Genomic DNA, 13,178 nt, shown 5'->3' with positions numbered 1-13,178 from the left:
GAAGGACCCGTCATGATCGAGAAAACCACGCGCCGCGAAGAAGACTATCGCGATTACGAGGAGCGCGACATCGGCGAGGGCTGGCCCTATGCCGACGGCGTCTCAGGCTCCGAGACCAAGATCGAGAACGCCGGCTATGGCGAGACCGATGAATCCTTCGACGAAACGGGCAATCCTGGCTTCCAGCCGAGCGACGAGAGCGTGAATTTCGGCAAAGGCGGCCCGGATCTTCTGACCGACGACCCGGGTGCGGATTCCGACGACGATGCGATCGAGGATGCGATCGCCAACGCCCTGGAGGATCACGAGATCGAGACCTCCGGCGTCGAAGTCAAGGTCCGTCGCGGCATCGCAGAACTGTCCGGCTTCGTCGAAACGCTGGAAGATCGGCGCGCCGTAGAGGAGCTGGTCTACCGCACCGCCGGAATCTCGGCCGTGCGCAACGGCTTGACCACCCAGGCTGTGGATGCCGGCATTCCAGGCGACTGGAACGATTGACGGCGAAAGCCACGACTTGCGAAGCTGGCCGCTGGCGCTCTTAGAGCGCCGGCGGCCTTTTTCGATCTGTGGATCGGAACGGAGGGGACAGGCTTGAGGAGAGGGGCTGTGGGGCAGGGGGCTGAAGAGCAGCAGGAAACGTCCGGTGATCAAGGTTTCCACGCCAGCGAGTTTCTGGTCGGCCTTGGCCGGGGGCTCGCCGGCGCGCTGCTTTTCGCCCTGCCCATGCAGATGACCATGGAAATGTGGGATCTCGGCCATGCGATGGATCGCTGGCGGCTGATGACGCTGATGATCCTCGCCATTCCTTTGCTGATCGGCATCGCGCATCGCATCGGCTTCGAGCGCACCTTCACCTGGCGGGAAGGGGTTCGCGATGCCATGGTCGCCTATGCGCTGGGCATTCTCGCCAGCGCGCTGATCCTCGCTCTGTTCGGCCTGCTCGACACTCAGGATTCGCTCGAGGATATCGTCGGAACCATCGCCATCCAGGCGGTACCGGCCGGCATCGGCGCCCTGCTTGGCCGCAGCCAGCTCGGCAGCGGCGGCGAGGACGAGGCCGAGGAGGACGAGCCCGGCATGGGCTATGGCAGCGAGCTCTTCATGATGGCGGTCGGCGCGCTGTTTCTCAATCTCAACATGGCGCCGACGGAGGAGATGGTGCTCATCTCCTATATCATGACGCCCTGGCACGCTTTCCTGACCATTCTCCTCTCCATCGCGGTCATGCATGGCTTCGTCTATGCCGTCTCCTTCAAGGGCGGCCATGCGCTCGACGCGGCGACGCCCTGGTGGCATGCGCTGATCCGCTTCACGCTGCCCGGCTATGTGATCGCGCTGTTGATCAGCCTTTATTCGCTGTGGAGTTTCGGCCGGCTGGACGGTGCCGGCTCCATGCCGGTGTTGATGTCGATGATCGTTCTCGGGTTTCCCGGAGCCGTTGGCGCCGCCGCCGCCCGGCTGATCTTGTGAGGCGATAATGGCTGGAAAAGCAAGCAAGCGCGTCTCGCGCAACCCGCACTGGATCGAATGGGCAACCGGTCTCCTCTCGACCGTCCTCGTTGTCGGCCTGATCGCCGTCATCGCCGCTCATGGCTTTGCCGCCCGCGGCGCCGTGGCCGATCTCAGCGTTTCGCCCACCACCACCCGCGCGACGGCGCAGGGCTTCGCGCTCTCCTTCATCGTGGTCAATGGTGGCAAGAAGACCGCCGCCGAAGTACCGGTCACCGGCCGCCTGATGAAGGACGGTCAGCCGGTCGAGGAGCGGGAGGTGGCCTTCGATTACGTGCCGGCGCAATCACAAGCCGCGGGCGCGCTGATCTTTACCAACGATCCCTCGCGCTTCGAGCTCGAGCTGCGCGCGTCCGGCTATCGCGATCCGTAAGCGTACGCTCTGTCATCACGAGGCCCAGGCCTCCGGAGTGTCCGGAGCGGTCGCTTCATTGTCGTTGAGATGGGCGGTCAGGGCGCGCAATGCCTCATGATGGCTGGCAAAGCGTTCGCCGTCGAAAGGCCAGACATTGAACTTGACCGCCATGAACCGGAATGCATCGCCCTCCGGCATGAGCGCACCGACGGCCTCGCCGGCAATTTCGATGATCTGTTTCTTCACGAGAGCCACTCCTGCAGGACCGATAACCGGCACCAGACGTGGCTCGAAACGGCACATCGCTCCGTTCGTTCCTCACAAAAGAAACTTGACGGTTTTCGAATCGAAGACCGCTTGGAGCGGTACCATCCCCCGCTGACACGATTAGGCGAGAAAGCGCTCCGGCCGGTACGGCGCGAGATCGACGACGGTGCGCGCCCCGGTCATCTGCTCGGCGAGCGCCCGGCCGGTGACCGGACCGAGGGTCATGCCGTGATGAGCGTGGCCGAAGGCGAACCAAAGGCCCTGGTGGCGCGGCGCCTTGCCGATGATTGGCATCATGTCGGGCGTGCAGGGGCGGGCGCCCATCCAGGGCTCGGCATCGCGCCGCTCGGCCAGCGGGTAGAAATCCCGCGCCACGCGCTCGGCGCGGTCGAGCTGGACCGGCGTCTTCGGCGCATCGCGCGTGGCAAATTCTGCGCCGGTCGTCAGGCGGATGCCGCGCAGCATCGGCGCCAGGAAATAGCCCTTCTCGGCATCCAGCACCCAGTTGTTGAGCTGCGCGCCCTCCTGCGAGCCATAATGCATGTGGTAGCCGCGCTTGACGGCCAGCGGAAAGCGGTAACCAAGCTTGCGCGTCACCGTATCCGCCCAGGGGCCAAGCGCCACGACAACCTCCAAGGCTTCGATCGGCCCTTCCGGCGAGGCGATCCGCCAGCCGGGGCCTTCCAGCACATGTTCGAGGGTGGCCGCATCGCCGGCGACGATCTGCCCGCCCAGCGACTGGAAATAGGTGAGATAGGCTTTGTTGAGGCTGTGCGGATCGCGGATCGACCAGGGGTCGGTCCAGCGCAGGCCGCCGGCAAGCTCCGCCCGGATCGAGGGCTCGAGCGTCTTGATCTCGCTGCTCGACAATTTCTGATGGTGGACGCCGAAGCCGGTCGACAGCCGTTCCGCCTCGCGATAGGCCTCGTCGCGCGCTTTTTCGGTGCGAAACACCTTCATCCAGCCGTCCCGCTGGATCAGATTGTCGGCACCGGAGGCCTTGATCAGGTCGTCATGCTCGGTAATCGAGTTTTCAATCAGCGGCGCATAGAGCCGCGCAATGCGCTGATGCTGGGTAAAGCCGGAGTTCCACCAGTAGCGGATCAAAAAGGGCACGAGGCCGGGCAGCGCCTTGACGTGGTAATGCGCGTCGATCGTGTTGTTCAGCGCGTAGCGGAACAGCGCACCGAAATCATGGGGGAAGCCGTAGGGGACGACGCCTTCGCGCTGGATGAGGCCGGCATTGCCGAAGGAGGTCTCCTCGCCGACGCCGCGGCGATCGACCAGCAGGACCGACTTGCCGCGCCGCGCCAGATGGATCGCGGTCGACAGCCCGACGATCCCCGCTCCGAGAACGACCACATCTGCCTTCATGCGCGCCAAACTCCTTGTTGACCGTTTCGCCGTCCACTGACCGCCCGGCCTCGTGCCGTGCCGGTTCCCAAGCGGGAGGGCCGGTCTCCTGAATAGCCAAGCCCCCTGCACCCTGCAAGCGCGGCGCATCCTCGTCCCGCCGGACAAGAAAAAGGGGAGTGCCGCGGCACTCCCCTTCGGGAACGGATCTGAACGGTCCTGTCTCAGGTCCGGCGCATCAGGCCGGCGACCAGCGAGATGACCAGGAAGGCCAGGAACAGGAAGAAAAGAATCTGGGCAATACCAGCGGAAGCGCCAGCAATACCGCCGAAGCCAAGAACACCGGCGATGATCGCGACGACCAGGAAAACAAGTGCGTAGTAAAGCATGGGTGGCTCCTCTCTGTGACTGATGCTCCTCAACGCATCGATCACAAGTTTGTTCCTAAGCCCAATTCGGTCCGTGATCGCGACCATTAACCAAGCATTCACCATAAATTGCAAGATCGGCCCATTTTGGCACGCTTGGACGATGCTCATACGGGAACTTCACCTTCTAGGCGGCGTTGAGGCAGCACTTGGACACTTTGCGAAAGCGACGAACATGACCGTATCGATCTCGAACATATGGAAATCTGCGTTGGCTTCGTCACGTCCGGCAAACCGCACGGGGGACAACAGCCACATTGGGCGAACGCTGAAGGATCTCTATTTCAATGGTGAGACGCCGCGCACTGAAGGCCGCTTCGAGCAGTTGCTTGACGAGCTGGACACGGCGGAGCGCAGCCGCCGGCATCATTGAAAGGGTGATCTTCCCCTTCGTTCGCTGAGACAGAGGGCGGCCGTCGTGGCGCCCTTTTTCATGCCTTCGGTCCGTCGCCGGCCTTGGAGAGTTTCGCGGCGCTACGGGCAGACCGGCAGCGATCGGAGCAGTAGCGCAGCTGCTCCCAGTCCTTCGCCCATTTCTTTCGCCAAGTGAACGGCCGGCCGCAGACGGCACAGGTTTTGACAGGAAGATCTCCCTTGCGCACCATCTTCGCCATCGGCCAGCTCCGGATCTCGCTACTGCCGCACGACGATCCGCGCCTTGTAGGGCACGCGGGCGTAGAGATCGATGACATCCTGGTTCATCAGCCGGACGCAACCGGACGACGTCGCCGTACCGATCGAGTTCCACTCCGGCGTCCCGTGCAGGCGGTAGAGTGTGTCCTGTCCGTTCTGGAAGATATAGAGGGCGCGGGCGCCGAGCGGGTTCTTCAGGCCCGGCTCCATGCCGCCGTTTTCGATGGAATAGCGGGCGAGCGAGGGCTGGCGGGCGACCATCTCGTTCGGCGGCTTCCAGCGCGGCCAGGGCTGGCGCCAGTGGATGACGCCTTCGCCCTGCCAGGCAAAGCCATCGCGGCCGATGCCGACGCCATAACGCATCGCCGTGCCGCCGGGCTCGACGACATAGAGGAAGCGCGAGGGCGTATCGACCACCACCGTGCCGGGCGTTTCGCCGGTCGGGTCCAGAACCCGCTGGCGGTAGAAGCGCGGATCGACGCGCTCGAAGGGGACGGCGGGAATGAGGAAGCCACCATCCTCCACCGGACCATACATAACCATCAGCTCGTCCTGCGTCGGCGGGACGATGGGCCGGCGGACGGCCTGGGGAACCGGCGCCGAGCGGGGCAGGGAGGCCGAGCAGGAGGCGAGCGCGGAGGTAGCGAAGCCGAGCAGCAGCAAGCGGCGAGACAGTGACGGGAGGGGCATCGGGCATCTCAATTGGAGCGGGTGTACCACTGACATAGACGAGGCTAATTCAAAGGCACAGGGTCAGCGCGATCAATTTTTGCAGTGCCGCATTTGGGCAACGATTCACTTTGTAAGGCATTTGTTTCCTTTATCCACCGTTCTCCTTCAAACCGTCCTCAGCAACGGGCGAGTCGTTAAGGAACGTCGTGTCACCATCCTCGCATCGATTTGCGGAGTGCGTTGTGATGTCTTTGAAAATTCTGCTTGCTGCCGCCTGCCTGACCCTGTCCGCCCTCCAGCCCGTCCACGCCGAGGATGCGGTGCTGAGGATCGGCACCGAGGGTGCCTATCCGCCTTTCAACTTCATCGATGCGAAGGGCGAACTGGCCGGCTTCGATGTCGACATCGCCAAGACGCTCTGCGCCGAGATGAAGAAGACCTGCAGCTTCGTCGCCGTACCCTGGGTAGAAATCATCGATGGGCTCGAGCAGAACAAATATGACCTGATCGTCGCCAGCATGGCCTATACGGAAGAGCGGGCGAAGCGCATCGCTTACTCCGATCCCTATTACCGCTCGCACGCCGTCTTCGTCGGCGATACCCAGCGCTTCACCGATACCTCGCCCGAGGCGCTCGCCGGTGCCCGTATCGTCGCCGGTGACGGCACCATGCATGCCGACTATCTCGACAAGGTCTATGCCGCGAAGAGCACGGTGCTGCATGCCAAGGACCAGCCGGAAGCGCAAGGCATGCTCGAAGAGGGCAAGGCCGATCTGCTGCTCGCCGACGCCATCGACCTGATGAGCTTCCTCGAAAACACCAAGAAGACGAGCTTCGACTTCATCGGCGATCCAGTCACCAACGATCTCCTGCAGAGCACCTCGCACATCACCGCCCGCAAGAGCGATACGGCCCTGCTCGCCGAGGTCAACGCCGCCCTGAAGCGCATCCGTCTGAACGGCGCCTACGATCAGGTCAACGACAAGTATTTCCCCTTCAGCATCTATTGAGCCATTATGCCGGGTTGGTTCTTTCCTCTGCGCAAAGTCTCGCTGAAGACGGCGGGACATCTGGCGCTCCTGCTGGCGGTGCTCTACGCGATCACCGCCTCTGCCTATTCCGTGTCCTTCCTGAACACGGTGGAGGAAAGCGCCCGGCTGACCCGCGAGCAGCAGATCCCGCTCATCCTCTCGCAGAACCGCAATGCGCTCAAGGTCGAGCGTGCCGCCTCGCTGATCCGCTCGGTCTATCTGGCCCATGATCGGCGGGTCGAGCGGCAGATCCAGCTGCAGCTGCAAACGCTCTGCCAGAGCTTCAGCCTCGACGACAACCGCATGCTGATCGACGGCGCCCGCATCATCGCCGCCGAGGTCAAGCGCATCGTGGTCGGCCGCGAGGCCGCCCGCAGCCTGCGCGAACCGCCGGCCGCAACCGATCCGCCAATGGCGGCCGACGATCGGGAACACCGTATCGCCCGCGCCGAGGCCGACAGTACGGAGGCTTATAAACGGGCGATCGCGACTGCCGACCGTCTGAGCGACAGCCTGTCGACCGATGCCGTCATGCTTGCCGATACGCTCGTCTCCTCGGTTGCCAGTGCGGCATCGGAGGTGAAGAAGCGTTGGATCCTAATCCTGACGCTGCCCGTACTGTTTCTCGTCGTCACGCTCTGGGTGGTCCGCCGCTTCATCGTCGCGCCGATCGGTGCAGCGATCCTGAAGCTGGAGGCGATCGGCCGCGGCGGGGATGTGGAAGGGGCGCTGCCGAAACCGCTCTTCGCCGAGCTCGCCACCATTGCCGATGCGGTGGACAGTTACGGCGCGCTATCGGAAAATCTGAAGCGCACCAATGCCATGCTGCAGATCCTGTCGGATCGCGACGGGCTGACCGGCCTCCCCAATCGCCGCAAGCTCGAACTGCTGCTGAACGACGCCTTTGCGAGAGCCAGCGTTAGCGATGGCAATCTGGCTGTCATGATGATCGACCTCGATCATTTCAAGGCGATCAACGACACCCATGGCCACAAGGCCGGCGACCAGTGCCTGCGGGCGGTGGCGGATCTCCTGCAGAAGATCGGCGAGGACAGCTCGATCTCGGTGGCGCGCTATGGCGGCGAAGAGTTCACCGCGCTCGTGGAAGGGCGCGATACCGCGACGGTCAAGGCGGTGGCGGAGCGGATCCGCCGCACGGTGGCGACGCTGACGATCGATCTCGGCAGCGGACAATCGGTCTCCTTCACCACCAGCATCGGCATTTCCACGCTCGGCGCCCGCCGGCTTTCCGATATCGGCCTGCTGCTCTCGGAAGCCGACAAGGCGCTCTACGCCGCCAAACATGCCGGCCGCAACCGCGTGACCGTGCACGACCCCCGCACCCGCGCGGCGTAAGTTGGCGCCTATCGCGCCAGCTGGCGGGCCAGATCCAGGAAAGCCCGCAGGCCGGCGGAGAGATTCCGGCGGCTCGGATAATAAAGGCAGAGGCCGGGAACGGCCGGCGTCCAGTCCTCCAGGATGCGGATCATCCGGCCGGCGGCGATCTCGTCGGCGATATCCTGATCGATCATATAGCCAAGCCCCATACCTTCGAGAACCGCACGGCGCACCAGGCTCGCCTCGTCGAGGGTGATCCGGCCCGGCACATCGATCTGCAGCGCCTCGCCGTCCTTCTCGAACCGCCAGCGCAGCAGCGAGCCATCCGGCAGGCGGGCGCGGATGCAGTCATATCCAAACAGATCGGCCGGCACTTTTGGGCGTGGCCTTTGTCCAAGATAGCCGGGCGCGGCGACGACGGCATGCCGGTGCGGCCGGCCGAGTGAGACGGCGATCATGTCGCTCGGCACCAGCGCCGCGACGCGCACACCGAGATCGAATCCGTCGCGGACGATATCGACCAGACGCCCTTCCGTCACCAGATCCACCGCCATGTCCGGATAGAGCCGCAGGAACTCCGGGACCAGACGATCCATGATCGCTCGTCCGGCAAAGGGCGCGGCATTGATGCGGATCGTGCCGGAGGGGGTCTCGCTTCTGGAGCGAACGCTCTCCAGCGCGCCGCGTAGATCGTCCAGGGACGGCGTAACCCGCTCCATGAAGATGCGGCCTGCCTCCGTCAGCGCTACGCTGCGGGTGGTGCGGTTGAACAGGCGCGTGCCGAGATCGGCTTCCAGCCGCGCGATCGTGTGGCTGAGCGCGGTGGTCGACAGGCCGAGATCGATCGCCGCTGCGCGAAACGTGCCGCGCCGTGCAATGGCGATCACGGCCTCGAGGTCCCTGAGGCTCACCTGATCCATTGTCCCGTGTCCTGCAATGCTTCATGCCTCTTTATCCCACTTATCGGGGTGTTCGGAAGCCCTTACCTTCTCTCCATCGATAAAGAACAGGAGGCAGGCAATGACGATGCCATGGACGGTGAAACACTATTTCGATGCCGACGGGCGCGGCGACGCGGAGGCGCTCGCCGCCCTGTTCACCGAAGACGCAGTGGTCGAGGATGAGCAGGCGGTGCATGCGGGGCGCGAGGCGATCCGACGTTGGTGGGCCGATGCCAAGGCGAAATGGCAGTTTACAAGCAACCCCTGGAGACGGTGCGCGAAGGCGACCGGGTGCAGGTCCATGCCCGGGTCAGCGGAAATTTTCCGGGGAGCCCGATCATGCTCACCCATCATTTTACGCTGAAGAGCGATCAGATCCTTCGCCTGGAGTTCCACTGATGAGCGATTTTTTGACGCTCAAGGGCAAGCGTGCCCTCGTCACCGCCGGCACCAAGGGCACGGGTGCGGCGACCGTCTCGCTCTTTCGCGCGCTCGGCGCCGAGGTGCTGACGACGGCACGCAGCCGGCCCGATGACCTGCCGGCGGAGGCCTTCATCGAGGCCGATCTCACAACTGCGGAGGGCTGCGAGCGTCTGGCAGACGCAATCCAAAGCCGGCTTGGCGGCCTCGACATCCTCGTTCACATGCTGGGCGGGTCGTCCGCACCGGGCGGCGGCTTTGCAGCACTTGGGGAGGAGGACTGGCAGCGGGAGCTCGGCCTCAATCTTCTCCCCGCAGTGCGGCTCGACCGGCTGCTGGTGCCCCACATGCTCGAGCAGGGGCAGGGCGTCGTGATCCACGTCACCTCGATCCAGAACGTCCTGCCGCTCCCCCAGTCGACCACGGCCTATGCCGCCGCCAAGGCGGCGCTGTCGACCTACAGCAAGTCGCTGTCGAAAGAGGTCTCGCCGAAGGGCGTGCGGGTGGTGCGCGTTTCACCCGGCTGGATCAACACCGAGGCCTCCGTGCATTTGGCCGAGCGGCTCGCAAGCCAGGCCGGCACGGATCTGGACGGTGGGCGGCGGATCATCATGGACAGTCTCGGCGGCATTCCGCTCGGGCGCCCGGCCGAACCGGAGGAGGTCGCCAATCTGATCGCCTTCCTCGCCTCCGACCGCGCCGGCTCGATCACCGGCACGGAATACCGGATCGACGGCGGCACCGTTCCGGTGGCGTGATAGCCAACCGACGCGCTGGCTTCACGCAGGCGCGTCCCAGCCGCCGATCTGTGAATAGATCGCATTGCGCAGGTATCGGACATCGCGATTGAGCGCCGCCAGTTCCTGCGGTGTCTGAGTGGAGGCGGCGAGCAGAGTGTCACTGAGGCAGCCGGCCCGGTGCTTGAGCGCCTGGCCTTCCTCGGTCAGCGAAACGACCACCTGGCGTTCATTGTCCCGGTTGCGCGTGCGGCTGAGAAGGCCGCCGGCCTCCAGCCGCTTGAGAAGCGGCGTCAGCGTGCTCGATTCCAGCGCCAGCGCCTGGGCGATCGCCCCAACGGTCTGGTCCCCGTCCCGCCAAAGCACGTTGAGGACGAGATATTGCGGATAGGTCAGGCCAAGCTCGTCGAGAAGCGGCTTGTAGGCGCGCTGGATGGCGATGCCGGCCGTGTAGATCGCATAGCAGAGCTGATCGTGAAGCGGCGGCGGATCATTGGCGGCGGCTGGATCCGCATTGGATTGGGTCATCGATGGCACTCCTGTTTCCGCCTATCTAATAAGCACCATCACAAAAAACAATATCGCGATAAGAAAGGGGTTGACGACCAGAACCGTATCTGACACCTTACATATATCGCGATAACGGTTATCGCAGAAACAAAGAGGAGATCATCATGTCCATCCGGAACACGCTCGCTACCGCCGCTCTTGCCAGTGCCGCCATGCTCACCGCCGGCGCAAGCCATGCCGCCGACCGCATCCCGGCCGACCAGGCGGTCAAGAATGTCGTTCTCGTCCATGGCGCTTTCGCCGATGGGTCGGGCTGGAAGTCGGTCCACAGCCTGCTGACCGAGCGGGGCTATCACGTCACCATCGTCCAGAACCCGCTGACCTCGCTCGCCGACGATGTCGCCGCCACCAAGCGGGCGCTGGAGCGGCAGGATGGGCCGGCCATCCTCGTCGGCCATTCCTGGGGCGGCACGGTGATCACCGAAGCGGGCGTCGATCCGAAGGTCGCCGGCCTGGTTTATGTCTCGGCGCTGTCCCCGGATGCCGGCGAGACCACCGCCCAGCAATATGAGGGCTTCGCGCCGGCCAAGGACTTCGTGCTGGAGACGACGTCCGATGGCTTCGGCTATGTCCGCCCCGACAAGTTCAAGGCCGGCTTCGCGCATGATGCGAGCGATGCGGACGTCGCCTTCATGCGCGATGCCCAGGTGCCGATCAACATGTCCGCCTTCGGCACGGTTCTGAAAAACGCCGCCTGGAGGACCAAGCCGAGCTGGGCCGTCATCGCCACCGAAGACAAGGCCTTCGACCAGGCCATGCTCATCCACATGGCCGAGCGCATCAAGGCGAAGGTCACCAAGGTTTCCGCCAGCCACGCCCTGTTCATGACGCAGCCGGGCGTCATTGCCGAGACGATCGACGCGGCCGCCAAGTCGGTCTCCACCAAGTAGGTCCTTACCGACGCGCATCGAGGCAGGCTCTGCCTCGATGCTTTTCGAGAGCAGGTCTGGACAGCGCCCGATGGCGTTTCCAATGAGCGCATCCAGGGACCGAGTCCGCGTCTCCCGACGAAGATCGACCGAAGCCCAAGTGCCCGGGACTGATCGCAAGGCGCATCCATCCGCGGTCTGCCTGGCCACACTCTGCATCGCGGCCCATGACCGCAACACCGAACCATTCGCTGCAGCACCGAAGGAAACCCGCGCTCATCGCGTCGGCATCGTCCGCCGTTACAGCTGAAATTTGATGGAAATGATAAAAAAACACGGAAACGGCAGTTTCCGGTCAGTCATCGAACAACGTGATTCACCGAGGAAGACCCATGACCCCACCCTCCCGAAAGACCGAGAAGGCTGCGACCATTCTCGATACGGATGCCGCGCAGTTCGACTTCATCGTCTGTGGCGCCGGCTCCAGCGGATCGGTCGTGGCAGCGCGTCTGGCCGAATGCGGCGGGGCGCGGGTGCTGCTGCTCGAAGCCGGTGGCGATGCCGCGGCCGATTGTGTCCGCGAGCCTGGGCAGTGGCCGCTCAATCTGGGCTCGGACCGTGACTGGGGCTTCGTCGGCGAGCCGACGCCGGGCCTCGCCGGCCGCCGGCTGCCCCTGAACATGGGCAAGGGGCTCGGGGGCGGCTCGAGCATCAATGTCATGGTTTGGGCGCGGGGTCACAAGCAGGATTGGGAACATTTCGCCGCCGAGGCCGGCGATGCGGGATGGTCCTATGAATCGGTGCTTGGCTACTACAAGCGGATCGAGGACTGGCAGGGAGCGCCCGATCCCGTTCGCCGCGGCACGGGCGGGCCGGCGCATGTCGAACAACCGCAGGCACCGCAGCCTGTCGCCCATGCACTGCTGAGCGCAGCCGCTGGCGCCGGCATCCCGGTCTTCGACACGCCGAATGGCGCGATGATGGAAGGCGAGGGCGGTGCGGCCATCGCCGAGCTGCGCATCAAGGACGGCAAGCGCCAGACGGTCTATCAGTCCTATGTCGAGCCACTCGAACACAAACGAAACCTGACGGTGATCACCGGCGCGCTGGTGTCGCGGTTGTTGTTCGAGGGCAAGCGCGTGGTCGGCGTCGAGGCGATCGTCGATGGGCGGCAACGGCAGTTCCGCGCCTTTTTCGAGACGATTCTTTCGCTCGGCGCCATTCAGACGCCGAAGCTGCTGCTGCAATCGGGCATCGGGCCGAGCGCCATGCTCGCCCAGCACGGCATAGCGGTCGTTGAGGATCTGCCGGGGGTTGGGGAGAACCATCAGGATCACCTCGCCTTCGGCTGCACCTGGGCCTATCGCAAAACGGAAAGCGTCGGCGGCAGCGGCTGCGAGGCGACGCTCTACTGGAAGAGCAATTCCCGTCTCACCCAGCCGGACATCCTGCAATGCCAGCTGGAATTCGCCGTTCCCTCGCCGGTGGAAGCGGCGCTCGAAACCCCGGCGCAGGGCTGGAGCATGTTTGCCGGTCTCGCGCAGCCGAAAAGCCGCGGACGGCTGCAGCTGTCCGGGCCGAATGTCGAGGATCCGCTGCTGATCCAACCGAATTCGCTGAGTGAGCCCGAGGATGTCGAGGCGGCGATCGCAGCCGTGGAACTCTGCCGCGAGCTCGGAAACGGTGCCGCCTTCGCGCCGCTGGTTACCGGCGAGACCGCGCCCGGCGCCCGCGACCGGCGCGGGCTGATCGATTTCCTCCGCCGCGCCGGCATCACCTTCTGGCATCAGTCGGGCACCGCCAAAATGGGGCGCGACCCTCTCTCGGTCGTCGATCATCAGCTGAAGGTCTACGGCATCAAGGGGCTGCGGATCGCCGACAGTTCGATCATGCCGCGCATCACCACCGGCAATACCATGGCGCCCTGCGTGGTGATCGGCGAGCGCGCCGCCGACATGATCCGCGCCCAGCACGAACTTTGAACCGAAAGCTGTCCCGGCCTTTCTCCCTCCGCACGAGGAGAGGCCGGAGCGGACGCGTTGGCTATCCCGAAGA

At 64.4% G+C, this 13,178-nt stretch carries 17 protein-coding genes and 1 pseudogene; 11 read left to right on the top strand and 7 right to left on the bottom strand.

Features of this window, described 5'->3' with window-relative positions:
• The first annotated feature begins 12 nt into the window (after positions 1-12).
• The 3 genes from ACLE20_RS03030 (at position 13) to ACLE20_RS03020 (ending at position 1,882) form a co-directional block, all read left to right on the top strand.
• Positions 13-498: a BON domain-containing protein gene (locus ACLE20_RS03030; protein ID WP_410938756.1), complete on the top strand. Its 486-nt coding sequence runs from the start codon at positions 13-15 to the stop codon at positions 496-498.
• A 108-nt stretch (positions 499-606) separates the two neighbouring features.
• The gene (locus ACLE20_RS03025; RefSeq protein WP_410938755.1) at positions 607-1,470 is read left to right on the top strand and encodes a TIGR02587 family membrane protein; all 864 of its coding nucleotides are present in this window, start codon (positions 607-609) and stop codon (positions 1,468-1,470) included.
• A 7-nt stretch (positions 1,471-1,477) separates the two neighbouring features.
• Positions 1,478-1,882: a TIGR02588 family protein gene (locus ACLE20_RS03020; protein ID WP_410938754.1), complete on the top strand. Its 405-nt coding sequence runs from the start codon at positions 1,478-1,480 to the stop codon at positions 1,880-1,882.
• 15 nt (positions 1,883-1,897) lie between these two features.
• Here ACLE20_RS03020 and ACLE20_RS03015 read toward each other — a convergent pair whose 3' ends face one another.
• The 3 genes from ACLE20_RS03015 to ACLE20_RS03005 all read right to left on the bottom strand — a co-directional run bounded on the left by ACLE20_RS03015 (position 1,898) and on the right by ACLE20_RS03005 (position 3,873).
• Positions 1,898-2,110 carry a hypothetical protein gene (locus ACLE20_RS03015; protein WP_410938753.1) on the bottom strand — a complete coding sequence of 71 codons (213 nt, stop codon included), beginning with the start codon at positions 2,108-2,110 and terminating at the stop codon, positions 1,898-1,900.
• Between the two features lie 141 nt (positions 2,111-2,251).
• Positions 2,252-3,505: an NAD(P)/FAD-dependent oxidoreductase gene (locus ACLE20_RS03010; RefSeq protein ID WP_410938752.1), complete on the bottom strand. Its 1,254-nt coding sequence runs from the start codon at positions 3,503-3,505 to the stop codon at positions 2,252-2,254.
• 203 nt (positions 3,506-3,708) lie between these two features.
• A complete protein-coding gene (locus ACLE20_RS03005; RefSeq protein ID WP_037105882.1) occupies positions 3,709-3,873 on the bottom strand; it encodes a DUF1328 domain-containing protein in 165 nt (54 codons plus the stop codon).
• A 214-nt stretch (positions 3,874-4,087) separates the two neighbouring features.
• Between ACLE20_RS03005 and ACLE20_RS03000 the strand changes: the two genes are divergently transcribed.
• A complete protein-coding gene (locus tag ACLE20_RS03000) occupies positions 4,088-4,285 on the top strand; it encodes a hypothetical protein (protein WP_410938751.1) in 198 nt (65 codons plus the stop codon).
• Positions 4,286-4,343: 58 nt separating this feature from the next.
• On the opposite strand, the gene ACLE20_RS02995 is transcribed toward ACLE20_RS03000, so the two are convergent.
• Positions 4,344-4,526: a DUF2256 domain-containing protein gene (locus ACLE20_RS02995; protein WP_410938750.1), complete on the bottom strand. Its 183-nt coding sequence runs from the start codon at positions 4,524-4,526 to the stop codon at positions 4,344-4,346.
• 19 nt (positions 4,527-4,545) lie between these two features.
• The gene (locus ACLE20_RS02990) at positions 4,546-5,235 is read right to left on the bottom strand and encodes a L,D-transpeptidase (RefSeq protein ID WP_410938749.1); all 690 of its coding nucleotides are present in this window, start codon (positions 5,233-5,235) and stop codon (positions 4,546-4,548) included.
• 227 nt (positions 5,236-5,462) lie between these two features.
• Between ACLE20_RS02990 and ACLE20_RS02985 the strand changes: the two genes are divergently transcribed.
• Together ACLE20_RS02985 and ACLE20_RS02980 are read left to right on the top strand one after the other, a co-directional pair.
• Positions 5,463-6,227 carry a transporter substrate-binding domain-containing protein gene (locus tag ACLE20_RS02985; protein WP_410938748.1) on the top strand — a complete coding sequence of 255 codons (765 nt, stop codon included), beginning with the start codon at positions 5,463-5,465 and terminating at the stop codon, positions 6,225-6,227.
• A 6-nt stretch (positions 6,228-6,233) separates the two neighbouring features.
• Positions 6,234-7,604 (top strand): GGDEF domain-containing protein, encoded by a 1,371-nt coding sequence (locus tag ACLE20_RS02980; RefSeq protein WP_410938747.1) that lies wholly within the window; start codon positions 6,234-6,236, stop codon positions 7,602-7,604.
• A gap of 8 nt (positions 7,605-7,612) precedes the next feature.
• On the opposite strand, the gene ACLE20_RS02975 is transcribed toward ACLE20_RS02980, so the two are convergent.
• A complete protein-coding gene (locus ACLE20_RS02975; RefSeq protein ID WP_410938746.1) occupies positions 7,613-8,506 on the bottom strand; it encodes a LysR substrate-binding domain-containing protein in 894 nt (297 codons plus the stop codon).
• A gap of 16 nt (positions 8,507-8,522) precedes the next feature.
• Between ACLE20_RS02975 and ACLE20_RS02970 the strand changes: the two are divergent.
• The 3 genes and pseudogenes from ACLE20_RS02970 to ACLE20_RS02960 all read left to right on the top strand — a co-directional run.
• A pseudogene (locus tag ACLE20_RS02970) lies at positions 8,523-8,711 on the top strand (hypothetical protein); the annotation flags it as partial.
• Positions 8,712-8,770: 59 nt separating this feature from the next.
• Positions 8,771-8,926, top strand: a complete 156-nt coding sequence (locus ACLE20_RS02965; RefSeq protein WP_410939148.1) for a hypothetical protein — start codon at positions 8,771-8,773, stop codon at positions 8,924-8,926.
• Positions 8,926-9,705: an SDR family oxidoreductase gene (locus ACLE20_RS02960; RefSeq protein WP_410938745.1), complete on the top strand. Its 780-nt coding sequence runs from the start codon at positions 8,926-8,928 to the stop codon at positions 9,703-9,705. Before ACLE20_RS02965 ends, ACLE20_RS02960 begins: the two co-directional genes overlap by 1 nt.
• A gap of 21 nt (positions 9,706-9,726) precedes the next feature.
• Here ACLE20_RS02960 and ACLE20_RS02955 read toward each other — a convergent pair whose 3' ends face one another.
• Entirely contained in the window at positions 9,727-10,212 is a 486-nt protein-coding gene (locus tag ACLE20_RS02955; RefSeq protein WP_410938744.1) for a MarR family winged helix-turn-helix transcriptional regulator, read from the bottom strand.
• 146 nt (positions 10,213-10,358) lie between these two features.
• On the opposite strand from ACLE20_RS02955, the gene ACLE20_RS02950 reads away from it, so the two are divergent.
• A complete protein-coding gene (locus ACLE20_RS02950) occupies positions 10,359-11,144 on the top strand; it encodes an alpha/beta fold hydrolase (protein WP_410938743.1) in 786 nt (261 codons plus the stop codon).
• A 371-nt stretch (positions 11,145-11,515) separates the two neighbouring features.
• Positions 11,516-13,105 carry a GMC family oxidoreductase gene (locus tag ACLE20_RS02945; RefSeq protein ID WP_410938742.1) on the top strand — a complete coding sequence of 530 codons (1,590 nt, stop codon included), beginning with the start codon at positions 11,516-11,518 and terminating at the stop codon, positions 13,103-13,105.
• Positions 13,106-13,178: the final 73 nt, after the last annotated feature.

It is taken from the genome of Rhizobium sp. YIM 134829 (assembly GCF_046546455.1).
Note: the sequence above shows the minus strand (reverse complement) of the source record. Positions and strands in the feature narration are given on the sequence as shown.